This is a genomic window from Pseudomonas sp. 43NM1 (assembly GCF_002836905.1).
Lineage (GTDB): Bacteria > Pseudomonadota > Gammaproteobacteria > Pseudomonadales > Pseudomonadaceae > Aquipseudomonas > Aquipseudomonas prosekii.
Window position 1 is genome coordinate 1 of the sequence record NZ_MKGS01000185.1, and the last position, 23550, is coordinate 23550.

Sequence of the window (23550 nt, forward strand, 5' to 3'; positions counted from 1 at the left end):
ACGCTTACATCGAGCGCAATGGCCTCGACCTGCCGGAAGAACCGGAAGCGCGGATTACCTTTGCCGATCCCGAGTGCGTGACCAAGCCGATCCTGCAACTCGACCTGGTCGAGGCTGGCGTGACGTCGATCATCTGGGCCACCGGTTTTGCCACCGATTACAGCTGGCTGCAGGTTGACGCGTTCGACGCCAACGGCAAACCGCAGCATCAACGCGGGGTGTCGAGCGAGGCCGGGGTGTATTTCCTCGGGTTGCCGTGGCAGTCGCGGCGCGGCTCGTCGTTTATCTGGGGCGTCTGGCACGACGCCAAATATGTCGCCGACCACATCGCCATCCAGCGTTCGTACCTGGACTACCGCGATGCCGACGAGCGTCAGGCCGACAGCCTGCCTGCCGCCACGAAAACCACCGTCAGCGCTTAATTCTTTTTCAGGAGCTTCACATGTCCACGCCCACTCACACCCGTATTCGCATGTTCAACACCAAGGAAACTTACCCGAACCAAAGCCTGGATAACGACCTGTGCCAAGCCGTGCGCGCTGGCAACACGGTGTATGTCCGGGGCCAGGTCGGCACCGATTTTGACGGCAAACTGTTCGGCCTCGGCGACCCGCGCGCGCAAACCGAGCAGGCGATGCGCAACGTCAAACAGTTGCTGGAAGAGGCTGGCAGCGACCTTAGCCACATCGTCAAAACCACCACTTACCTGATCGACCCGCGCTACCGCGAGCCGGTTTATCAGGAAGTCGGCAAGTGGCTGAAAGGCGTGTTTCCGATTTCGACCGGGCTGGTGGTGTCCGCGCTGGGGCAGCCGCAGTGGTTGATGGAGATTGATGTGATTGCGGTGATTCCTGAGTAAGCAGCGAAACCGCGTCGCGGCCTTCGCGGGCAAGCCTCCCGCCTACAGGGGTAATGCGTTCCCTTGTAGGAGCGAGGCTTGCCCGCGAAGAGGCCCGCCCAGAAATCGACTCGCCAGGCCTGAACTCTCTCCAGCCTGAAAAAGGAGCAAAACCATGACCTTTTCCATCACCGCTCGCTGCCCCGACACCGGCCAACTCGGCATCGCCATCAGTTCTTCCAGCATCGCCGTCGGCGCGCGTTGCCCGTGGTTGTTGCCGGGGGTCGGCGCGGTCTCGACGCAAAACATAACCCTGCCGTCGCTCGGCCCGGACACGCTCGCGCTCATGGAGCAAGGCCTCGCGCCCGCCGAAGCGCTGGACAAGGTGCTGACACGCAACGGCTACAGTCAATACCGGCAAATCACCGCAATCGACCACCTCGGGCGCACCGCGCATTTCAGCGGCGCGCAGACCTTGGGCATGCACAATGCGGTGTCTGGCGAACACTGCGTGGCGGCCGGCAACATGCTCGCCGAGCGTTCGGTAATCGAGGCGATGGTCGAGGCGTTCGAGCATGGCGAAGGGCAGCTCGCCGACCGTTTGCTCGCGGCGATGCACGCTGCGATTGCGGCCGGCGGTGAAGCCGGGCCGGTGCATTCGGCGGCGATGGTGGTGGTCGGCGAGCTGACCTGGCCGATCATCAATCTGCGCGTCGATTGGGCCGATGAAGACCCGATCGGTCAGTTGCAGAAACTCTGGGACGCCTATCGCCCGCAGGTTCAGGACTACATCGACCGCGCCCTCGCCCCGGACAAATCCCCGGGCTATGGCGTCGCCGGAGACGAGCGATGAGCCACAGCCGCGACTTGCTTGCCACGCTGGTGGGGTTCGACACCACCAGCCGCGAATCCAATCTGCAACTGATCGAATTCGTCCGCAATTATCTCGCCGGTTTCGACGTGCCGTGCGAGCTGGTCTACAACGATGAGCGCAGCAAGGCCAATCTGTTCGCGACCATTGGCCCGGCGCAGCTGCCGGGCATCGTTTTGTCCGGGCACACCGACGTGGTGCCGGTCGATGGCCAGCCGTGGAGTGTCGCGCCGTTCGAATTGAGCGAGCGCGATGGCAAGCTTTACGGGCGCGGCACCGCCGACATGAAAGGCTACATCGCTTGCGTTTTGGCGCTGGTTCCGGCGCTGGTGGAGGCGACGCTGAAACGGCCGGTGCACATTGCGCTGTCCTACGATGAAGAAGTCGGCTGCCTCGGCGTGCGCTCTTTGTTGAAAGCCTTGGAGCAGCGCCCGGTCAAACCGATGTTGTGCATCATCGGCGAGCCGACCGAGCTGAAACCGGTGCTCGGGCACAAGGGCAAACTGGCGATGCGCTGCGACATTCACGGCGAAGCCTGCCATTCGGCCTACGCGCCGCTAGGCGTGAACGCGATTGAATACGCTGCCGAGCTGATCGGCGAACTCGGGCGAATCGGTCAGCGCCTGAAAGCCCCGGAGCATCACGACGCGCGTTTTGATCCACCGTTCAGCACCGTGCAAACCGGGGTCATATCTGGCGGCAAGGCGCTGAACATCGTTCCCGCCGATTGCCGTTTCGATTTCGAGATCCGCGCCCTGCCCTCGCATGATCCGAGCGAAGTTGCGCAGGCGCTGCAAAGCTACGCCGAGCAACACGTGTTGCCACGCATGCGCGCGGTCAGTGAGCAGAGCGCTATCCGTTTCAGCGAGTTGTCGGCGTATCCCGGTCTGGCTACCGACGCGCGCAGTGAAGCGGCGGAACTGATCGCGGCGTTTTCCGGTTCGCGGGAGTTCGGCACCGTGGCGTTTGGCACTGAAGGCGGCTTGTTTGATGCGGCGGGGATTCCCACGGTGGTGTGCGGGCCGGGCAGCATGGAGCAGGGGCACAAACCGGACGAATTTGTCAGCCTCGCGCAGTTGCACGGTTGCGATGCAATGCTGCAGCGGCTGCTGCTGTCGATCAGCGCCTGAGGTCCGGCCAGCGTCTCAGGTATACAGTCGGGCCAGTTCTTCCTGGCAATAATCGACGAACAACTGCACCGGTTTGGTCAGTTGCGCCCTCCTCAACCACGCCGCTGACAAGCCGGAGCCGGTCACGGTTTCGGCCAGCGGCACGCACACGACTTTCTGCCCGTCGTAGGTGTATGGCGAAAACGGTTTGGTCACGAGGATCGAGAAGCCAAAACCGCGCCCGACCATACCGCGCACCATCTCGATAGACGGTGAGCTGAAGACGATGTGCGGGGTTAAACCGCGTTCTTCGAAAATGCTCACGAAGTAGGTCCGGCTCGGCACTACGTCAAGCAGAATCATCGGTTCCAGCACCAGATCATCGAGCGACACTTTAGCTTGCTGGGCGAAGCGATGGTCAGCCGGGAGCAACGCGTAAGGCTGCTGCGGCGGCATCAGCGCGACGGTTTCGATGGTGCTGTCGAGGTCGTGTTCGAAGAGCATTGCGAGGTCGATGCTGCCGGCGGTCAGGGCCTGGACCAGTTCCTGTTGCTCGCCGTCGCGAATGCGGATTTCCACGCCCGGCCAGCGCTCCTTGAAACCGGCGATCAAACGCGGCAGGTACAGCGGCGCGACGGTTTCGAAGCAGCCGATATCGATTTGCCCGGCGACCACGTCGTTGTCCGCCAGCGCGTTTTGCTCGAATTCGTGGGCGACCCGCAGCAGTTCCAGCGCCTTGCGGTAGAAGCGCGAGCCGCTCGGCGTCAGCGAAACGCCCTGGGCGTGGTGGCGGATAAACAGCTGCACGCCGAAGCTTTCTTCCAGGTGTTTGATGGCCGTCGACACCGACGGCTGGGCGATGTAGAGCTTGCGCGAAGCCTCCGCCACGCTGCCGCACTCGGCGGTGGTGACGAAATAGCGCAACTGTCGCAAGTTATAAGCGGCCATGCAGACCTCCTGAAAAAAACACCCCAAACACCTGCCCTGCACACACCTGTCCTGGAATATCTGCAGGAGCAAGCCTTGCTCCCACAAGAGGCAGCGCTGGCTGGTTGAACCGCGAGAACACCACACCCGGAACATACCGGAGCAGGGAAAACCCGGGGCATATATTTTTTAAGGTTTGAAGCAACAAACTTACTAATTTATCTATGCCGGTGCTTTGCACATGATCACTCCAACAAGAAAAGCGTCGTTCACGCGGCGCTCACCGAAGTACGTCCACGTACTCACTTTGCCTTGGAGTTCGCCATGGTCACCACTGCAACAACCTCCGCCCCGCTTATCGAGAAACACACGATTGGCTACGTGCCACCGGAAGATCGCCATGGAAAGGTCCGGGATTTGTTCACGCTCTGGTTCGGCGGCAACATCGCGCCGCTACCCATCGTCACCGGCGCCCTCGGCGTGCAACTGTTTCACCTGAACCTGGTGTGGGGCATTGTCGCGATTCTGGTCGGGCATCTGGTCGGCGGCGTGCTGATGGCGCTGCACTCGGCGCAAGGCCCGCAAATGGGCATCCCGCAGATGATCCAGAGCCGCGCCCAGTTCGGCTCGCTCGGTGCGCTGTTGGTAGTGCTGATCGCCGGCATCATGTACATCGGTTTCTTCGCCTCCAACATCGTCCTCGCCGGCAAGTCGCTGCACGGCGTGGTCGACAGCGTGCCAGTGCCGGTCGGCATCGTTATCGGCGCGCTCGGTTCGGGGATCATCGGCATCATCGGCTATCGCTTCATTCACGTGCTCAACCGCATCGGCACCTGGGTGCTCGGTGCCGGCATCGTGCTCGGTTTCGGCTACATCTTTACCCACGTGCAGACCGCCGACTTCCTCACCCGCGGCAGTTTCAACATCTCCGGTTGGCTGGCCACGGTGTCGCTGGCAGCGCTTTGGCAAATCGCTTTCGCCCCTTACGTCTCCGACTATTCGCGTTACCTGCCGGCGGACGTGCCGGTCGCCTCAACGTTCTGGACCACCTATCTGGGCACCGTGCTCGGTTCAAGTCTGTCGTTCATCTTCGGCGCCGTTGCCGTGTTGGCGACGCCAATCGGCATGGACACCATGGACGCGGTCAAACTCGCCACCGGCTCCATCGGCCCGTTGATGCTGGTGTTGTTCCTGCTCAGCGTCATCAGCCACAACGCCCTCAACCTCTACGGCGCGGTGCTGTCGCTGATCACCCTGGTGCAAACCTTCGCCTATCGCTGGATCCCGACCGCCAAGAGCCGCGCCGTGATCTCTGTGATTGTTCTCGGCGGCTGCTGCTTCGCGGCGGTCGGCGCTTCGGCGGATTTCATCGGCCACTTCGTCGACATGGTGTTGGTGCTGCTGGTGGTGTTGGTGCCGTGGACCGCGATCAACCTGATCGACTTCTATGCGATCCATAAAGGTCAGTACGACATCGACTCGATCTTCCACGTCGATGGCGGCATTTATGGTCGCTACAACCCGCAGGCGCTGCTGGCCTATGCGATCGGCATCATCGTGCAAATCCCGTTCATGAACACCCCGCTGTACGTCGGGCCGATTTCCGAACACATCAATGGCGCCGACCTGTCGTGGCTGGTCGGCCTGTTAGTGACGTCGCCGCTGTATTTCTGGCTGGCGAACCGCGACACGGCGTACAAACGTCGCTTGTCCACCGGCAAACTGGCGAGCGGCATGTAATTCGTCACTGTTTCCAACCTGAAAAACCCGCACATGCTGCGGGTTTTTCTCGTTTCAGGGTGCGGTGCGAGAGATGCCTGCACGCAAGTGACTGCCGAGTCGTTTTAAGGCTGGGCATTCGCGTAGCAACCTGCAACCCGCACCGATGATCAAACTTGAACGTCCGCATTTTTCATCAGTCAGTGATCCCTGTATCAAGACTTTCGTACAGACGATTGAAGCAATCGGTCGTCGATGGCAATGTTTTGGAAAATTTTTTTGTTTCGCAAACAGGAGTGCGCGATGCGCCAGACTGATCAGGATTTCAACTATTGGTGGAACACCTCCGGCCCGTGGGTAGAAGAGCCCAACGTGCGCCGAAGTGGCACCAGCGGCGTGCAGCGCGTCACGCATGACGGCACCACTGTTTACGTCAAACGCCAGACCGGCCACCTGTTTCGCAGCCTCAAATACCCGTTCGGCCGCCCGACCGTGCTGCGCGAAGGCAAGGCCTTGTCCAAACTGCAGGAACTCGGCGTGCCCGCGCCCCAGCCGATTTTCTACAGCGCCAAGAAGGTCGACGGCGTTTGGCAGGGCCTGTTGGTGACCAAGGACTTGAACGGTTTTCAGGACCTCGACACCTGGTACGACAATGGCGGGCAAGCCCGTTTGAGCGAACACGAACACCTGCAATTGCTCGAACGTCTGGCGACCCTGCTGGCCAGAATGCATTTGGGCCGCTGGCAGCACGGCTGCATGCGTTCCAAACATGTTTTCATCAAGGAACGGAACACCGCTGCAGGTATCGAGGTGGAACTGGCGTTGCTCGATCTGGAGAAATCCCACGGCCGCGCCACCACTCTGAGCGCCGCCCGTCACGATATTCCGCAACTGCGCCGGCATTCGTACTGGAGCGTGGCGGAGTGGCGAACGTTCCTCGCCTGCTATGAAAAGATTCTCGGCCAGCCCCTCGGCAGCGACGTCCACGCAAACGTGCAACCGCGACGCCGGGCATTAAGCTAAGATTTGCCGCTCCAAAGGTTCGCGGACCTGCCAATGTGCACCGGAACGCTCAATGCAAACGAGGGAAAGACAATGCAGCACGTCACGCCGAACCGCTTTATAACGGGCCTGTTCGCCCTGTTGCTGCTCTGCGTGACGTTGCCGGCCTTCGCTCAGCCCGACCCCGCGCAGCAAAGCAATTCGCGCAGCCTGCCGGAGCTGACGGAAACCGCGAGCCTGGACGACCTGAACAATCAGCTCGACCTGATCCGTCAGAAAGTCTCGGTCAGCGCCAACGACGACTTGCTGTCGAGTCTGCGCCAGGCTGCGTTGCAGGTGCAAAAGCAGGCTGACAGCCTGACCTCGCAGCAAACCACCGACATTGAGCACCTCGACGAGCAGATCAACATTCTCGGCCCGGTTGAACGCGACGAAGCGCCGACCATCAGCAGTCAACGCAAAGCGCTGACCGCACAAAAGAACCGCCTGATCAGTGACCAAAAGCAGACCAGCGGCTTGAGCCAATCGGCCCGTGACCTGGCTACGCAGATCTTCAGCTTGCGCCGCAGCCTCTTCGACTCGCAAATCAGTACACGCTCGGCGAGCCCGCTGAGCACCGAATTCTGGTCGAGCATCATTCGCCCGACCGACGACGATCTGGGGCGTCTGCAAGGCCTGCTCAAAGACGTCAAAAACGTTTTCACCACCGCCATGGCACCCGGCAATCGCCTGCAATTCATCGCCGTGGTGCTCGGCGCGCTGTTGATTTGGGTGGTCGGCCGACGCTTGCTCGAATCGTTGCTGATCCGCTTGATGATCCGCTGGTTGCCTGAAGGTCGGCTGCGCCGCAGCGCATTGGCACTCGCCGTCGGGCTGGCGACCATCCTGACCATCGGCGCCGCGACCGCGCTGCTGATCTGGGGCATCACCAGCAACGCCGCGCCGTCCGCCGATGTTCTCAACCTGCTCAACCAGTTGCAGACGCTGATCATTTTCTGCGCCTTCATCGTTGGCCTCGGCCGCGCGTTGTTGATGCTCTCGCACCCGTCCTGGCGCTTGCCGCAGATTCCTGACCAGATCGCTACCGCCATGGGCCAATTCCCTGTGGTGCTGGCGCTGGCGCTGATGCTCATCGGCACCCAGGAACGGATCAACAGTGTGATCGCCAGCAGCCTGGCGCTGACCGTAGCGGTCAACGGCCTGACCGCGCTGGCCGTGTCGCTGGTGTTTTTCTTCGCCCTGCTGCGCTATCGCCGCACCCGGCGCAAATTTGAGCTGGAACGCCTCGCCGGTTTTGCCGGGCTGATCCCGTTTGTCGTCGCGGTGTGGGTTGGCTTCAGCCTGCTGGCGTTGCTCGCCGGTTACCTGACGCTGGCGTATTTCCTGACGGTGAAACTGCTGTGGATCAGCGTGGTGTCAGCCACGGCTTATCTGCTGATCGCCTGCTTCGGTGACCTCTGCGAAACCCTGCTTTCACCCAAGCAGCCCGGCGGTCTGGCGCTCGGCGCAGCACTCGGTTTGTCGCCGCGCCACCAGGCGCAGGCAAGCACGGTATTGGCGGGGATCGGCCGCACGTTGCTGTTGTTCACCGCAGTTTTACTCGCCTTCCTGCCGTCCGGTTCCAGCCCCGGCGAATTGCTCGAAAGCTTCACCCGGATGGATCTGCGCAACAAACCGCTGGGTAACCTGAACATCGTTCCCGGCGACATTCTGCTCGCGCTGATTCTGCTGGTCGCCGGTCTGCTCGGCATCCGCGCACTCAAGGAATGGCTGGGCGACAAGCTGCTTCCAGAAACCAACATGGACGCCGGCATGCGCGCCTCGCTGGTGACGCTGGTCGGTTACATCGGCGTGGTGCTGGTGGTGATGGTCGTGCTGTCGACCCTGCGCATCAGCCTGACCAACCTGACCTGGGTGGTCAGTGCGCTGTCGGTCGGTATCGGTTTTGGCCTGCAAGCCATCGTGCAGAACTTCATCTCCGGCCTGATCCTGCTCACCGAACGCCCGGTCAAAGTCGGCGATTGGGTCAGCCTGGCAGGCGTCGAGGGCGACATCCGCCGGATCAACGTGCGCGCTACCGAAATCCAAATGGCCGACCGCTCGACGGTGATCGTGCCGAACTCGCAATTCATCACGCAAAACGTGCGCAACGTGACGATGGGCAACGCGCTGGGCGTGGTCGGCATCACCCTGACCTTGCCGCTGGAAACTGACGTGCTGAAGATTCGTGAATTGCTGATGGACGCTTTCACCGAACACGAAGCCGTGCTGGACAACCCCGCACCCTCGGTAACTTTCAAAGACCTGACCACCGCCGGGCTGGTCATCAGCGTCAGCGGCTACGTCAACAGCCCGCGCACCGTTGGCGGCACCCGCAGCGACCTGCTGTTCACCGTCCTCAGCCGACTGCGCGACATGGGCATCGCCCTGTCGTCGCCGCAAAGCATGATGCTGATCAGCGAAGGCGTCGAAAAAACCCCACCCGTGGTCGAGTAATCCGCGCAACGGGCGCTCGACTCAATCCTCCGAGCGCCCTCGCCCTTCACGGTCGCCCACGTAATGCCTGCCGAGCGCAAACGCCGGCAGCCACGACTCGCGGCGCACCGTCCAACTTTCGTAAGTGGGCTGCAACTGATCCGGCGCATCCAGCGCACCGAGGTTCACTTCGACTTCGTCACCGCTGCGATTGAACACCGACGAGCCGCAACGCGGACAGAAACACCGTCCGGCGTAATCCCGCGTTTCACCCTCAATCGTCACCGCCTCCTGCGGAAAAATCGCCGACGCATGAAACAGCGCGCCGTGGTACTTGCGGCAGTCCAGACAATGGCAGAGGCCGACTCGATACGGGCGGCCCGTCGCCTCGAATCGCACATCGCCGCAGAGGCAACCACCGGTAAATCGGTCCATGCCGGGCTCCTTTTGATCAGCCGTTGAGGAATGATTAAAAGTAGCAGTGGTTGGCTGGAGTTGGCTGGGGGTTGGCTGGGGTTGGCTGCGCGTGCGGCGAATGGGGGGATCTGCTGCTGTGAGTCGAGCTGATATCATTCGCGCAATTACAAGCTTGGGTGGAAATCATGAACCGTCGAAAGAAAATTCAGCAACTGTTGAAGGCTCACGCGAAGAAGGCCAGCTCCAAATTGGCGCCGGTGAACAAAGATAAATACGTGAGTAAGGCGGATCGGGCGAAGTTGGAAGCTGAGGCTGAGGCGAACCAGGGGGCTGGGGTTTCTGGTTCTGATGAAGGTTGAGTGCTGAGGCGGTTATTGCCTGCTGATATTTGGGTGAGTGCCAAGTAGTAGCCGTTGCAATCGCGCAGGCCGAACTATTGGGAGCCGTAAGGCATGTACTGAAATGTTTTCGCGGCGGGCAGCGTTCGGCCAAGAGCTACCGTTCCAGAAATGCAGCTTCTGAACCATTTCAGACATCAATTCACGGGCCACTGGTATAGATGAGCACAGCTATGAATGCTGCGAATGGAGATAGCAGAATCAGGCCTCCGACGACAACTGCCCAGCCCCAGGCAAAACCACTCTCTCCCTTGAAACGTCCGCCACTCAGCAAGCCCAACACAAACACGCCAATTCGATGAGCTATCAAATCGATAATGAAGTCCATTGGCCCTTTCTCCTTGCCGGTTTTCCATGAGACATCAGAACGTCAGCTTCTGGCCGATTTCTGCCTGTTGCGAAGAGCTGTAATCGATCCATTGCATAAACTCATGACGTCAGGACAAAGGGGCAAGACGCGGTTCCGACCAATACAGACGTTTGAATCACTTGTGAAATGTGACATCACTCATCCAAATTTTTACGGTTTTTTTACAGTAGGTGTTTTTACCCGCAACGATACTGGCCGCGATTTTTTAGATGGTCCATGTGCCAAGCATTTTTTATGGCCCCAGCAAATCGTATTGCCCAAGGATGGCGTGCACTTTCTCCACCGTAATTTGAGAGACGCGACCCTTGAGCGAAACAGTGACCAGTACCCATGCAGATTCCCAATCCAAAACGTCAGGAGTGGGCTTGCTTGTCGCCGCTGTCGGCGTGGTTTACGGGGATATTGGCACCAGCCCCCTTTACACACTGAAAGAAGTATTTTCCGGCCACTATGGAGTCCAGGTAAATCACGACGGAGTGCTAGGCATTCTGTCGTTGATCTTTTGGTCACTGATTTGGGTCGTCTCGATCAAATACGTGCTGTTTATTCTGCGTGCCAACAATCAGGGTGAAGGCGGCATCATGGCGTTGACGGCGTTAGCCCGCCGCGCCGCAGCACCCTATCCGCACATGAGCAAGGTACTGGTTCTGCTCGGCCTGTTCGGCGCGGCACTTTTTTACGGGGACAGCATGATCACCCCAGCTATTTCGGTGCTATCGGCAGTTGAGGGGTTACAGCTAGCGTTTGACGGAATAGAGCACTGGGTGGTGCCCTTGTCAGTGATCGTGCTGGTGGCGCTGTTCCTGATACAGAAACATGGCACGGCTCGAATCGGCACCCTGTTTGGCCCGGTTATGGTGCTGTGGTTCGTGGTGTTGGGCGTGCTCGGAATCTACGGCATTTTGCAGCGGCCCGAAGTGCTGCAAGCGCTTAACCCTGCTTGGGCAGTGCAGTTCTTCGTCGTTCATCCGGGAATGGGTGTAGCAATTTTGGGTGCCGTCGTGTTGGCATTGACCGGTGCTGAAGCGCTGTATGCGGACATGGGCCACTTTGGTCGCAAACCGATTTCCCGTGCCTGGTTCATTCTTGTGTTGCCGGGGCTGGTGCTCAATTATTTTGGACAAGGTGCCCTCATCCTGGAGAACCCGGAGGCGGTGCGCAATCCGTTCTATCTGCTCGCGCCGAGCTGGGCATTGCTGCCGATGGTCGCACTGTCCACACTTGCGACCATCATCGCTTCTCAAGCAGTAATCTCTGGTGCTTTCTCCCTGACGCGCCAGGCAATCCAGCTTGGTTACGTCCCTCGGATGTTCATCCAGCACACCTCCAGCCAGGAACAGGGGCAGATTTATATCGGTACGGTTAACTGGGCGTTGATGGTCGGTGTTGTTCTGCTGGTGATCGGCTTCGAGTCGTCCAGTGCCTTGGCCGCTGCCTATGGGGTCGCTGTGACGGGCACCATGTTGATCACCACCATTCTGTCTTCGGCGGTTGTCCTGCTCCTCTGGAAAACGCCCCGCTGGCTGGCCATTCCGATGCTGTTCGGTTTTCTACTGGTAGACAGCCTGTACTTCGCCGCCAATGCGCCGAAGATTTTCCAGGGCGGTGCGTTTCCGGTGATCGCCGGTATTGGCCTGTTTGTTTTGATGACCACTTGGAAAAGGGGGCGAAAGATCATCGTCGAGCGGTTGGATGAGACCGCGCTGCCTCTGCCGATGTTTATCAGCAGTATCCGTTCACAACCGCCGCATCGGGTGCAGGGAACTGCGGTTTTTCTGACGGCCAGGGCCGATGCTGTTCCTCATGCTCTACTGCACAATCTGCTGCACAACCAAGTGCTGCACGAGCAAGTGGTATTGCTCACTGTAGTGTCCGAAGACAGTCCTCGGGTCACAGCCGACCGACGTTTTGAGGTTGAAGCGTATGGCGAAGGGTTCTTTCGGGTCAGTCTCCACTTCGGTTTCATGGAGGAGCCCGATGTACCCATGGCCTTAAGTCTTTGTCATTTGAATGAGTTGGATTTCAGCGCGATGCGCACGACTTACTTCCTCAGCCGGGAGACGGTGATCCCAACCAAGCGTATTGGTATGGCGCGCTGGCGAGAGGGCCTGTTCGCGTTTCTGCTGAAGAATGCCAATAGCAACCTGAAATACTTCAAGTTGCCGTTGAATCGGGTGATAGAGCTGGGTACGCAGGTCGAGATGTAAAAAACCACCAAGCAAGCCCGCATTGGCGGGCTTGTTGTATTCGGCAGAATATCCGTGCGTCGTGAATGACTGCTTTTGGCCGATTGCTGCCGTTCGTGCCCGGTGGCTTCCGGCCAAAAGCAAACGCGCAAAGATGGCAAGAATTGCAAAATTGGGGGCAGACCAAAAATCTGTCCCCTTTTTTCTTGGGGCAGACCACGAACATCTCCCGCTCTATAGGCCAAATGAGCCATCGAGTAACCCCGCATCGCGCAAAAACAGGCCCGGTCCGCAGGGTTGCGAGGGAAATGGCCCCCGCTGTTGTTGCAGGACTCGGACCATTACCTGCGGCCCGCGCCTAACCAAGGGCCATTTCTCGCAGCAACGCGGCTCGCGATGAAACGGCAACAGACCCTAGAGCTGAAAGCGCGAGATGTTCTCTCGCAATGTCACGCTGGTGCGTGCCAGTCCTTCGCTTTCCTGCTGAGCGCTGCGGAAGGCTGCAGCGGATTGCTCGGCGCTTTCGCTGACGGTCACGATGCCCCGGCTGATCTGCTCGGCAACGGTACTCTGCTGCTCGGCGGCAGCAGCGATTTGGTGGTTCATGCCGTTGATCCGCTCGATCATGGCTACGATCGTGCTTACCGCGTCACCGGCCTCGGAAACGCCGGACACCGACTGCGCACTGGAGTGCTTGCAGCGTTGCATATGCTCCGAGGTCTCGTCGGCAATTTTCTGCAGACTGGCGATCAGCCCCTCAATTTCGGAGGTGGCCTTCTGGGTGCGCTGTGCAAGACTGCGCACCTCGTCGGCTACCACCGCAAAGCCGCGTCCGGCCTCGCCAGCACGGGCAGCTTCGATGGCTGCATTGAGGGCCAGCAGGTTGGTCTGGTCGGCCACCGACTTGATCACTTCAAGCACGCCGCCGATATTGCCGGTTTCATTCTTCAGCCGGCCCATGGCCATGTTGGACTGTTCGATTGTCTCGGCCAGCTCGCCGATCATGTTGACGGCATCTTTGGCCTTTTGCTGGCTGTACAGGGCCGCGCTATCGGCCTCGCTCGCGGCACTGGCGGCGGATTCGGCATTGCGCGCGACATCTTGCACGGTGGCGGCCATTTGGTGAACGGCGGTGACGATCTGCTCGACCTCGCACTGTGCCATGGCCACGCTTTCGGCATTTCTCATGCTCGATTGGCTAAGCTCCTGGCTGGATTCGGCCACAGTCTGTGAGGAGAGGTTTATGCCCTTGGTCATGTCCCACAGGTTCTCCTGCATGCTCAGCAGGGCGGCCATTATGCTGGCTTGTGGTGGTTCAATCGTGCGCTCGCTAGCACGCAAATCGCCTTGGGCAACTCGTTGGGCGAGCTGGTTGAGTTCACTCGGTTCTGCACCCAGCGCGCGCAGCAGGTTGCGGCTGATGACGTAGCCCAGTACCGCTGCTAGCAAGACGGCCAGCGCAGAAATGGCGAGTAGCAGGTTGCGTTGTGACAGATAGTTAGCCTCATTTTCGCTGACCTGCAGGTCGGCCTTCTGGTTGGTGTAGCGCAGGTATTCGCCAATTGCCTGGGTCAGCTCGGCCAGTAATGGTGTGCACTGCTCGCTGACCATGCGCAGGGCCTCGTCGTTTTCACCCTTGAACAGGTGTTCGGCAATGGTCTGCGCTACCGGTTTGTAGCGGCTCTCGACCTGCTCGATGGTTGAGAGTAGTTCACGTGCTTTGGGCGACACATCATTTTGGCTATCAATTGCTTGGCGTAGCGCGGCGAGGCTGCTGGCCACCATTTGTTCATTGGCGGCAATAGCGCCCCGCTGAAGTCCTCTCGCGGTGACATTGCTGTTCAAGGCAATGTTACGCAGGGCAATCGCGCGCTGGGCGGCGGCGTCGTTCAGTGTGTTGGCCAGGCGGGTGCTTGCATTAACGCCATTAACGTAGAGAAAAAAGTCCTTGTTGCTATTAGCCAAGGCATACAGCGAGATAGCGGCGATCAGCAACATAAACGCGAGCAGGCTGGCATAGCCGGCATAGAGGCTGGTCCGTGTAGAGAGCCGAGGAGTGTGCGATGGCATGATGTACCTGCGTAATGGGAGAAGCGATTTAGGGACACCTGCAGGGTATGTATTTGCCCTTCTCCGCATCCTGCGCAGGTATTTTTTTGTTCGACGGCAACGAGCAGCGGCGTTATTTCCTGGCTAGTTGAAACTTGTACAAGCGTCTATGCCTGTACAAGTCTTGTACAGCTATATTGGCGTGATGTCGTCATGACATCACTCAGCCCGATGAACGGTCAGTAACGTCCGGTTTCTGGCACTCGCGAGAAATAGAGGTCGTGCTATTGGGCTGACTACTGTTTTGCGGCGATACAGCTCAAGGCCATCTTTGGGCCGATAGAATCCTGCGAGCGCTGTAAAGACGTGTAGCGCTATGTCTGTATAGGTACCCTGGATGGGTGAGCTAGGCCGCGCTAATTGTGAGCATTCGCTGCGCTAGGGGCTGCTGCCGATTCATCGCGAGCCGCGTTGCTGCGAGAAATGGCTCCCGGTTATGGGGGGCGAGTTCATTCTCGGATCTCCATGCGAGATGGCGGGGAAGATTTGGCGAACGTGCGGCGAGAGTGTTATGCAAATAGCGCGCGATGGGTTGACTGCCCCACTTGCGGGACATTCATGCCGACTGGGCGAGCATGAGAGGGACTAGCGGATTGATCGACATGAACGTCTGATTGGTCGATTTTGCCAGCTTATAAGCCACAAGTTATCTCCGACGTTAATGTCTACTTTTGGCCGAAAGCAGACGCTGACAGCCATTCCCACTCCATGCCCCCAGTCAAGAACCCGGACCGGTCATTTCATCGTCGGTCAGGGTGTTGATAAGCAGACGTCCCGAATCGACCATAGGCCCACTCCCAACAACTCGCGCGGAAGCAGTATCCCCGCCATGATTGCCCGATTCCACAATCCCGTTGATACGCGTTTCGGCTGGGGCTGGTTGATCGCATTGAGGACTTGCTGGGCGCGCGGCTGGTGTATGTGATCGAAGATGTGCAGCCCAATCCCGACGTTGCCCAGTTGCGTGGTACTTACGAGCGATTTTGGCAAGAGGCCGGCGAGTGTGACGCGGTGATAGGGGTCGGTGGTGGCAGTGCAATTGATACGGCGAAGGTGTTGATCGTCGGCACGGAATCGGGTCGTTTTGATGAATTGCCCGCTTTGCTGGCGACCGGTAAATCCTTCGTTCCGGCGCGCAGCAAGGTTCTGATTGCGGCGCCGACCACGGCTGGCCGTCATTGATCTGAATACCGCATCCGTCCCTGGGGCGGCCTGTTTCGCGGACAGCTCCAGCCGCTTCACAGCGCCCGAAATCGTCGCTCGAAATCATTCGCCAACTGTTCCAGCGTGACGCTGCCCAAGCGATCAATCAGCAATGCTTGCGCCGCGTCAAACGCTTCGGTGAGCGCGGCATTCACCGCTTGTTCGACCAGGCATTGCGGATGGTCGGTCGATAAACCGATGGCGAACAGCGAGGACGAGCCCAGCGCCTGGTGGATGTCCAGCAGGGTCATTTCTGCCAGCGGTTTCGCCAGCGACCACCCCCCCCTGTGGCCCTTTTCCGAGCGCACATAACCCTCTTTTTTCAGCAGTGCCATGGTCCGCCGAACCACCACCGGATTGGTGCCGAGCATCTGCGCGATGGTGTCGGACGTGGCCGGTTGGTCGTGGCGCGCCATGTGGATCAGCACGTGCAGCATGCGCGACAGGCGCGTGTCATTTCTCATCGATGCGGTTTCCTGAATGTGCGCCGGCGAGTATCGCTCGATACAGCATAAGTTACGAGACTGTTGACACGCCAACTTCATGTAACTTACGTTGTGTCTAGATTTCTTCGAGCAGGTCGAAGATCGACGGAGACTGATTCATGACTTACGACGTGATCATCGTTGGCGGCAGCTATTCCGGCATTTCCGCAGGTTTGCAATTGGCCCGGGCGCGGCGGAAGGTGTTGATCATCGATGCCGGTCTACGCCGCAACCGCTTCGCCAACAGCTCCCACGGATTTCTTGGCCAGGATGGCCGCGACCCCGGGGCGATAGCCGACGAGGCTCGCGCGCAATTGCTGGCGTATCCAACCGTGGAGTGGCTTTCGCAGCCCGCCGTCGAGGCAACGCGCGGCGATGATGGATACGTGATCACCGTCGCAAACGGCGAACAATTCGCAGCGCGGCGCTTGATTCTCGCCACGGGCGTGGTCGATGAACTGCCAGACATTCCCGGGCTGGCGGAGCGCTGGGGGCGGCGTGTGTTTCATTGCCCGTATTGCCACGGCTATGAATTGGACGGCGGGCAGATTGGCGTGTTGGCGGCGTCGCCAATGGCTATCCATCACGCGCTGATGTTGCCGGACTGGGGGCCAACCACACTGTTGCTCAACGAAGTGTTCGAACCGGATGCCGAGCAGTTGGCCGCGCTGGCCAAGCGTGGCGTGACGCTAGTGACCGAACCCGTATTGTCGATCGGCGGCGAACACGCCGAGGTGACTCTCGCCAGCGGTCGTGTGCTGAAATTCGCAGGATTGTTCACCCAGCCTCGGACGCGCATGAGCAGTCCGTTGGCGGCGCAATTGGGGTGCGAATTTGAGGTCGGGCCGACGGGGGATTTCATCAAGGTCGATGCGATGCGCGAAACCAGCGTAACCGGCGTGTTTGCCTGCGGAGATGCGGCGATAGGTGCGGGCAACGTCGCTATTGCGGTGGGTGACGGCGCACGTACCGGCGGCGCGGCGCATCAATCGCTGATGTTTCGCTGAACCCACGACGTTCATTCATCCGAAAAGCAAAAAAGCCCGGCTGATGAGGCCGGGCTTTTCGTCGAGTCTTACGCTGGAACCATGCATTCAGACTGCACGGCGTTCGAGCAGACGTTCTGCGCCACCTTCGGCAACCAGATTGCCTTTCAGACGATCCGAACCATCCGCTGCGACGGCATCGCTGAACAGCGGGTCGGTTTGCGTAGCAGCGGCAACCGCGTCGCTGAACAGTGGATCGGTTTGCGTAGCCGCGGCGACCGCGTCGCTGAACAGGCGATCCGAATTATCCGCTACTGCGCGTTTTTCCAGCAGGCGATCAGCGCCACCTTCGGCAACACGGTTCTGCATCAGACGATCCGAGCCGCCTTCAGCGACCACAGGTTGGGCAGGAGTCGCTGCGAAAGCATTCAATGCGAAGATCGAGAAAGCGATGCCGAGGATGGTTTGGCGTTTCATTATCGTGCGCTCCGTGGAGTGGTTTGGAATGGAGCCGATCTTACGCCGCGGTGCTGATATGAGAACTTCATTGAGTTAATGGTTGTTATTGATTCGATTAATGACTGGAGAATTGGGCGACTTCTTCCTTCTCCAAGCAGCGGTATGCCGTGGCAGCGCTGTATGAATCATCCAAGATGCATGACGTGAGTAGCACGGTCCTCATTCGACCGTTGAAATCCGCAACGCAGATAAAATGCGTCGCCCTCGGGGGTATCGGTTGATAGGCGTAGCACATTAAATTGCTGACTAGCGCGCTCGACTAGCGTGGCTACCAGCAATTGTCCAACGTGCTGTCCGCGTGCTGAAGCTGCGACATACAACCTGCGCAACCTGCCGGTCTCAGTTGGCGCATAGGGGTCAACGGTAATGCCACCAATCCCTATCAGGTTATCGCTCTGATAGGCTGCCATCAGGCACTCACCCGGCGCATCGAAGCGGTTAATTCCGCTATGCCATTCCTCAATCAAGCGAGTGAGGAAGCGGAATCCTTCGGCGACCGCTTCTCTCTCCAGCGCGGCGATTTGCACCGGAAGATGCAGGATCTGTTGAATCTGGATCTGTCGCATTGATCATCCGTGAAATGAAAAGAAGCCAGTTGGCAGAAAGAATGTATCGACGCGAACTTCAGTCATGCCGGTTTCGGCCTACTGCGATACCCGCGACAACACATCAACAACACCCGCAACCATCGTCTCAGCACTCTCCACCCCATCAACACGCAACACCGGCGCCTTCTGCCGGGATAACCAAGCCTCGTGCCAAGCTCGATTGCGTCCTGAAAAATCGGGATCGTCGTACTGCGAAGCCCACTCGCGAAAGGCCACATGTATCTCGTGCATGTCTCCGCCCGGGGCTATCCGATCGCCGAAGCGCTGCGTTTCCCGTGCGGCCAGGCGTTCAAGGCGAATCGGCGTCGGCGTCACGACAAACACAATCAGATCGGCAGGAGCAATCAGCGCCTCTACCCAGCCCATACATGAGCCGCTCAGCACCCAATCTTCGTCAGCGAATTTTTGCTGGATTAGCGACACGCGCTCTTCGGCAGGTCGTTTGGTGGTGAAAGGCGGATTGGTCGGCATCCAGTAAAAATCATCGACATCGACATGCCGTACACCGAGCAGCGTTGCGAGGTTTTGCCCCAGCGTGGTCACGCCCGCACACGAGGCACCTGTGATGTACATCCGCATTTTTTCCTCCATGAATATGAGCCGATTTTGACGTCGGCAAGATATCGCATACCTCGCCTCAGTGCCGCACTCAAACTTCGCAAAACCCTCAAAGCAACCGATCAGTGGCAGAATCCCTGCAACTTGATCGTTTTGGAGACCAGCATGCTTCGTGTATTTGAACGAAGACTCGACCCCTTCCCACCTGACGAAGTGCCACCGCCACCCGCTGGCCTGGCCCGGTTCCTATGGGCCTGCACGCGCGGCGCTCGCGGTTACATCCTGGCGCTGGCGCTGCTGAGTGCCGGTGTGTCGGTTTACGAAGCGTGGCTGTTTTCATTTCTGGGACAGATCGTCGACCTGCTCTCGACCTGGCAGGCCGGCGGTGAAGCGGCGGCGCAGGAAAGTCGCGTGTTGTGGGGCATGGGCATTGTCATGGTGACCAGCGTCGGGCTGGTGGCGTTGCGCACGATGCTCCAGCACCAAGTATTGGCGATCAACTTGCCGTTGCGGCTGCGCTGGGATTTCCACCGGCTGATGCTGCGACAAAGCCTCTCGTTTTTTTCCGATGAATTCTCCGGCCGCGTCACCACCAAGGTCATGCAGACTGCGCTGGCGGTGCGCGATGTGCTGTTCACGATGATCGAAATCCTGCCGGGGATCGGCGTGTATTTCATCGCGATCATCGCGCTGGCTGGCGGTTTCGCGTTGAAGCTGATCCTGCCCTTCATGGCCTGGTTCGTGTTGTTCGGCTTGGCCATGTGGTATTTCGTGCCGCGTCTGGGCAAAGTCGGCCAGGAGCAGGCCAACGCACGGTCGATGATGACCGGGCGAATTTCGGACGCTTACACCAACATCACCACGGTGAAACTGTTTTCCCACTCCAATCGCGAAGCGCATTTCGCGCGTGCGGCGATGGAGGATTTCAAGCAAACCGGTTTCCGCCAGATGCGCCTGGTCAGCCAGTTCGAGATCGTCAATCAGGCACTGGTAGTGGCGTTGATCATGTCGGCGGGCGGTTATGCGTTGTGGCTCTGGCATGACGGCGCGGTCGGCGCGGGTGCCGTGGCGGCGATCACGGCGATGGCGTTGCGGATCAACGGCATGTCGAACTGGATCATGTGGCAAATGACGTCGCTGTTCGAAAGCATCGGCACCGCCCAGGATGGCATGGCGACGCTGACCCTCGGCACCAAAGTGCAGGACGCGCCGGATGCAGGCGCGCTGCAGACCACCGGCGGCGCGGTGACTTTCAACAATGTCAGCTTCAACTACAACGGCGAGCGCCAAGTGCTCAGCGGCCTCAACCTGAACATCCGTCCGGGCGAAAAAATCGGCCTGGTCGGGCGTTCCGGCGCCGGTAAATCCACGCTGATCAACCTGCTGCTGCGTTTCTACGATGTCGACAGCGGCGAGATTTGCATCGATGGCCAAAACATCGCAAAAGTGACGCAAGACAGCCTGCGCGCCTCGATCGGCATGGTCACGCAGGATACGTCCCTGCTGCACCGTTCGATCCGCGACAACATTGCCTACGGCCGACCCGACGCGACCGACGAACAAATCCGCAGCGCCGCCGCCAATGCGCAGGCCGACGAGTTCATCAGCCAACTCAGCGACCGCCAGGGTCATTGCGGCTATGACACCTTGGTTGGTGAGCGCGGCATCAAGTTGTCGGGTGGCCAACGCCAGCGTGTGGCAATCGCCCGGGTCATGCTAAAAAACGCCCCGATCCTGCTGCTCGACGAAGCCACCAGCGCGCTGGACTCGGAAGTCGAAGTCGCGATTCAGGAAAGCCTCGATGAGATGATGCAAGGCAAAACCGTAATCGCCATCGCCCATCGACTGTCGACGATTGCCGCCATGGACCGGCTCATCGTGATGGATGACGGGCGCATTATCGAGCAGGGAACCCACAGCGAATTACTGGCGAAGAATGGCGTTTACGCGCGGCTTTGGCAGCATCAGAGCGGTGGTTTTTTGGGCGAGGACAAGGGTGTGGTTGAGGCGTTGGATCAAGTGTGAACGGTGGAGTGCGGCGAGCGATGCCCGCCGCGCTCCAGCTGTTCGTTGACCGCTGGCAGCTCCAGATGTCAGGTAGGCCATTTGTTGCAACGGCTGAGCGTGAAGTATTCACGGGCCTATCTGACAATTTAGCGCTGCACGGCGATGAGCATCGATCCAGTTAGAAAACTGCTCCTTCGATATGGTGGACCTGCGGTTCTGCAGAGAAATAGTCCTCTAGGCCCAGCATAAACATCTGATGGTCGTCACTCGCTTCGAAGCCCGGCGAGTGATCTTCAAGTGAAGCCCAGCGCACTATCAGGTTGAAATGCTCGGGGGTTTCGATTCCTTGCGCGAGCAAATGGCCGCCGTAACCCTTCGCGCGGGTGAGCAACGGCGCGACCTCGGCGAAGGCACTTTTGAATTGTTCAATACGTTCTTTGTGCACGGGAAGCAGAGCAATTTCGTAAATCATGGCGTTTCCTCTGATACGGCTTAGACGGCTGAAAGTAGGCGCTCAGGGAATGAGCGATGGCTCGACTGCAATCGCGATTTTGCCTTGCAGGCCGTTGTCGGGACTTTCCAACCGGGCATGCGCCAAGCCGATATCGGCCAGCGAATAGACCGCGCCAACGTGTGGCCGCAACTGACCGCGTGCGACCAACGTGCTCAGTTCATCAAGCTTGCCGCGGTTTTGTCGGGTGAAGACGAAGTGATAACTGGCGTTCTTGCCCCAGGTCTGAACGAGGTTTTGCGGCTGCGCAATGTCGACAATCGAGACCACGCGGCCCAGTTGAGCCAGCGCATCCGGGCTGCGCGACAAGGTGTCGCCGCCGATGGTGTCGAACACCACATCCACGCCTCGGCCGCCGGTTTCGCGCAGGATGGCGTCGACGTAATCTTCCTGTTTGTAGTCGATGACCACGTCAGCACCCATGCTGCGGGCGAACTCGAAATTCGCTTCGCGCACAGTCGTGAAAACCCGCGCGCCAATGGCTTTTGCCACCTGGATCGCTACATGACCCACACCTCCCGCGCCGCCGTGGATCAGAATGCTCTCCCCTACCCTGAGCGCCGCTCGCACGGTCAGTGCTTCCCAAACAGTGCCGCCAACCAAGGTCAGACTTGCCGCCTCAAGATGGCTCAGCGATGGCGGTTTGTGGCCGATGATGCTTTCGGCCGCAACGTGATACTCGGCATAACTGCCTGGGCCGTCGAATATTTGCGGGGTGTACCAGACTTCGTCCCCCGGAGCGAAGCCCGTCACCCCCGGCCCGACTTCTTCGACAACGCCTGATACGTCATGTCCGGTGATCGCCGGCAGTGGCACCAGGTCAGCGTAATCGCCGCGCCGAACTTGAAAATCCAAAGGGTTGATGGAGGTTGCGTGTACCCGCACCAAGACCTGTCCCACACCCGGCACTGGCTTGGGCACGTCGCAGAGTTCGAACGATTCCGGGCCGCCAAATGATTTGAGTAGCATCGCTTTCATTTTGAAATCCTCGTATCGACAAAAAGGAATATCGAGATATCTCGATATGATGCGGTAAAAAATTACAGATCTTTCCCGATCAACTCGGCAAGGGCACTGATGGTTGCTTCATTGCGTTTGTAGTACGTCCACTGACCGATGCGCCTGACTTCAACCAGGCCCACGCGTTGCAGGGTTGCCAGATAACCCGACACCGTGGACTGCGACAGCCCGATACCCTCCTGGATACTGCTGACGCAGACACCCACCGTGAACACGTCACCCTCATCCTGCGCAGGGAAGTTGTTCACGGGGTCCTTCAAGCCTTTCAAGATTTGAAGGCGTACCGGATTTGAGAGTGCTTTGAATATTTCGAGTAAGTCCATGGGCCGGATGATATCGAGATTTATCGATATATCAATACCAAATTTTTCCTCCACGACGGACGGTTTCCGGCCAAGCACTTGTCCAGTTTCAGCGAAAGGAGATGAAGACTCGCGAGGCATTTGGCGAGCAACCAACCGACTCTTCATCCCCAACTCAGATCACCCGGCGCTGGTCGGCACTGGCGCGTTGAGCAACTGCTGCTCCCACAAATACGCAATACCGCTACCGGCAGCATGCTGCAGCAGCACATCGGTCAGCGCACCGGCCGTTTCCTCCCGAGCCCAGTCACGCTGCCACTCTGCGGCGAGAGCGAGCCAAGTCATCATGTTCGCGCCCGCCGCAATCATGCGTTGGATCGCCACTTGATGAGCCTCAACGGAAACGGCGCCGGATGCGTCAGTGATCACCGTTACATCCCAGCCTTCGCCGAGTGCCTGGATGACCGGCATGGCGACGCAGACTTCGGTCCACAGTCCCGCAATAACCAGTTGCTTGCGGCCCGTCGCTTTTACCGCGTCCACCACCTTCTGGTCTTCCCAGGTATTGATCAGCGTCCGATCAATCACCTCTTGGCCGGGGAAAACATCGAGAATTTGCGGAAAGATAAAACCGCCGCGCTCGGCGATCACGCTGGTCAAGATGGTGGGCACGTTGAACGCCTTGGCAGCCTTCGCCAACGCCGTGGCATTGTTGACCACCATTTGCGGCTCATGGCTGTTCAGATTAGTCAGTTGGAAAGGCTGGTGGTCGATCAGAACGAGTACCGAATCTTCAGGACGAAGAAGCGAAGTAAGGCCGTTACGAAAAGTCATTAGTGCATCCTGTTGTCGTTATGAATCGGATTGGTAATGAGCGGCATACGCCAGCGGCGACGTTGCCTTCGAACGACACTCTGCTGTTCCCCTGCT

At 59.1% G+C, this 23550-nt stretch carries 22 protein-coding genes and 2 pseudogenes; 12 read left to right on the forward strand and 12 right to left on the reverse strand.

The window, feature by feature from the left end:
* From BI292_RS24175 to argE, 4 genes and pseudogenes are all read left to right on the forward strand, one after another.
* A pseudogene (locus BI292_RS24175) lies at positions 1 to 422 on the forward strand (FAD-dependent oxidoreductase); the annotation flags it as partial.
* 20 nt (positions 423 to 442) lie between these two features.
* Positions 443 to 859, forward strand: a complete 417-nt coding sequence (locus tag BI292_RS24180) for a RidA family protein (RefSeq protein ID WP_101209464.1) — start codon at positions 443 to 445, stop codon at positions 857 to 859.
* Between the two features lie 154 nt (positions 860 to 1013).
* Positions 1014 to 1691: a DUF1028 domain-containing protein gene (locus tag BI292_RS24185; protein ID WP_101209465.1), complete on the forward strand. Its 678-nt coding sequence runs from the start codon at positions 1014 to 1016 to the stop codon at positions 1689 to 1691.
* Positions 1688 to 2839 (forward strand): acetylornithine deacetylase, encoded by a 1152-nt coding sequence (argE, locus tag BI292_RS24190; RefSeq protein ID WP_101209466.1) that lies wholly within the window; start codon positions 1688 to 1690, stop codon positions 2837 to 2839. The genes BI292_RS24185 and argE overlap by 4 nt, the downstream gene beginning before the upstream one ends.
* A 15-nt stretch (positions 2840 to 2854) precedes the next feature.
* On the opposite strand, the gene BI292_RS24195 is transcribed toward argE, so the two are convergent.
* Positions 2855 to 3766, reverse strand: a complete 912-nt coding sequence (locus BI292_RS24195; RefSeq protein WP_092280478.1) for a LysR family transcriptional regulator — start codon at positions 3764 to 3766, stop codon at positions 2855 to 2857.
* Positions 3767 to 4069: 303 nt separating this feature from the next.
* Here BI292_RS24195 and BI292_RS24200 point away from each other — a divergent pair, with 303 nt between their 5' ends.
* From BI292_RS24200 to BI292_RS24210, 3 genes are all read left to right on the forward strand, one after another.
* Complete coding sequence (locus BI292_RS24200; RefSeq protein WP_092280476.1) at positions 4070 to 5485, forward strand: cytosine permease; 1416 nt, start codon at positions 4070 to 4072, stop codon at positions 5483 to 5485.
* Positions 5486 to 5767: 282 nt separating this feature from the next.
* Positions 5768 to 6487, forward strand: a complete 720-nt coding sequence (locus BI292_RS24205; protein ID WP_092280474.1) for a lipopolysaccharide kinase InaA family protein — start codon at positions 5768 to 5770, stop codon at positions 6485 to 6487.
* Between the two features lie 72 nt (positions 6488 to 6559).
* Positions 6560 to 8962 carry a DUF3772 domain-containing protein gene (locus BI292_RS24210; RefSeq protein ID WP_101209467.1) on the forward strand — a complete coding sequence of 801 codons (2403 nt, stop codon included), beginning with the start codon at positions 6560 to 6562 and terminating at the stop codon, positions 8960 to 8962.
* 21 nt (positions 8963 to 8983) lie between these two features.
* Here BI292_RS24210 and BI292_RS24215 read toward each other — a convergent pair whose 3' ends face one another.
* Positions 8984 to 9376: a GFA family protein gene (locus BI292_RS24215; protein WP_092280470.1), complete on the reverse strand. Its 393-nt coding sequence runs from the start codon at positions 9374 to 9376 to the stop codon at positions 8984 to 8986.
* A 167-nt stretch (positions 9377 to 9543) separates the two neighbouring features.
* On the opposite strand from BI292_RS24215, the gene BI292_RS24220 reads away from it, so the two are divergent.
* Entirely contained in the window at positions 9544 to 9717 is a 174-nt protein-coding gene (locus BI292_RS24220; RefSeq protein ID WP_092280468.1) for a DUF2986 domain-containing protein, read from the forward strand.
* Between the two features lie 181 nt (positions 9718 to 9898).
* Here the strand turns inward: BI292_RS24220 and BI292_RS24225 are convergent, their stop codons facing one another.
* On the reverse strand, positions 9899 to 10084 hold the full coding sequence (locus BI292_RS24225) for a hypothetical protein (RefSeq protein ID WP_092280466.1): 186 nt from the start codon (positions 10082 to 10084) through the stop codon (positions 9899 to 9901).
* 347 nt (positions 10085 to 10431) lie between these two features.
* Between BI292_RS24225 and BI292_RS24230 the strand changes: the two genes are divergently transcribed.
* Positions 10432 to 12333: a potassium transporter Kup gene (locus BI292_RS24230; RefSeq protein ID WP_101209468.1), complete on the forward strand. Its 1902-nt coding sequence runs from the start codon at positions 10432 to 10434 to the stop codon at positions 12331 to 12333.
* Between the two features lie 393 nt (positions 12334 to 12726).
* Here BI292_RS24230 and BI292_RS24235 read toward each other — a convergent pair whose 3' ends face one another.
* A complete protein-coding gene (locus BI292_RS24235) occupies positions 12727 to 14382 on the reverse strand; it encodes a methyl-accepting chemotaxis protein (RefSeq protein ID WP_101209469.1) in 1656 nt (551 codons plus the stop codon).
* Between the two features lie 868 nt (positions 14383 to 15250).
* Between BI292_RS24235 and BI292_RS24240 the strand changes: the two are divergent.
* A pseudogene (locus tag BI292_RS24240) lies at positions 15251 to 15594 on the forward strand (iron-containing alcohol dehydrogenase); the annotation flags it as partial.
* A 65-nt stretch (positions 15595 to 15659) separates the two neighbouring features.
* Here the strand turns inward: BI292_RS24240 and BI292_RS24245 are convergent.
* Positions 15660 to 16088, reverse strand: a complete 429-nt coding sequence (locus tag BI292_RS24245) for an Rrf2 family transcriptional regulator (RefSeq protein ID WP_101209470.1) — start codon at positions 16086 to 16088, stop codon at positions 15660 to 15662.
* A gap of 140 nt (positions 16089 to 16228) precedes the next feature.
* On the opposite strand from BI292_RS24245, the gene BI292_RS24250 reads away from it, so the two are divergent.
* Positions 16229 to 17116 carry an NAD(P)/FAD-dependent oxidoreductase gene (locus BI292_RS24250; protein WP_101209471.1) on the forward strand — a complete coding sequence of 296 codons (888 nt, stop codon included), beginning with the start codon at positions 16229 to 16231 and terminating at the stop codon, positions 17114 to 17116.
* 87 nt (positions 17117 to 17203) lie between these two features.
* Here the strand turns inward: BI292_RS24250 and BI292_RS24255 are convergent, their stop codons facing one another.
* From BI292_RS24255 to BI292_RS24265, 3 genes are all read right to left on the reverse strand, one after another.
* A complete protein-coding gene (locus BI292_RS24255) occupies positions 17204 to 17572 on the reverse strand; it encodes a hypothetical protein (RefSeq protein WP_092280446.1) in 369 nt (122 codons plus the stop codon).
* A 167-nt stretch (positions 17573 to 17739) separates the two neighbouring features.
* Positions 17740 to 18180, reverse strand: a complete 441-nt coding sequence (locus BI292_RS24260; protein ID WP_101209472.1) for a GNAT family N-acetyltransferase — start codon at positions 18178 to 18180, stop codon at positions 17740 to 17742.
* A gap of 78 nt (positions 18181 to 18258) precedes the next feature.
* Entirely contained in the window at positions 18259 to 18801 is a 543-nt protein-coding gene (locus BI292_RS24265; protein WP_101209473.1) for an adenylate kinase, read from the reverse strand.
* A 144-nt stretch (positions 18802 to 18945) separates the two neighbouring features.
* On the opposite strand from BI292_RS24265, the gene BI292_RS24270 reads away from it, so the two are divergent.
* Positions 18946 to 20805, forward strand: a complete 1860-nt coding sequence (locus BI292_RS24270) for an ABC transporter ATP-binding protein (protein WP_101209474.1) — start codon at positions 18946 to 18948, stop codon at positions 20803 to 20805.
* A 160-nt stretch (positions 20806 to 20965) separates the two neighbouring features.
* Here BI292_RS24270 and BI292_RS24275 read toward each other — a convergent pair whose 3' ends face one another.
* The 4 genes from BI292_RS24275 to BI292_RS24290 form a co-directional block, all read right to left on the reverse strand.
* The gene (locus BI292_RS24275) at positions 20966 to 21259 is read right to left on the reverse strand and encodes an antibiotic biosynthesis monooxygenase (RefSeq protein WP_101209475.1); all 294 of its coding nucleotides are present in this window, start codon (positions 21257 to 21259) and stop codon (positions 20966 to 20968) included.
* A 42-nt stretch (positions 21260 to 21301) separates the two neighbouring features.
* Positions 21302 to 22276, reverse strand: a complete 975-nt coding sequence (locus tag BI292_RS24280) for a zinc-dependent alcohol dehydrogenase family protein (protein WP_101209476.1) — start codon at positions 22274 to 22276, stop codon at positions 21302 to 21304.
* Positions 22277 to 22338: 62 nt separating this feature from the next.
* Entirely contained in the window at positions 22339 to 22641 is a 303-nt protein-coding gene (locus BI292_RS24285) for a helix-turn-helix transcriptional regulator (RefSeq protein WP_101209484.1), read from the reverse strand.
* 159 nt (positions 22642 to 22800) lie between these two features.
* Positions 22801 to 23454: a hydrolase gene (locus BI292_RS24290; protein ID WP_101209477.1), complete on the reverse strand. Its 654-nt coding sequence runs from the start codon at positions 23452 to 23454 to the stop codon at positions 22801 to 22803.
* Between the last annotated feature and the right edge of the window lie 96 nt (positions 23455 to 23550).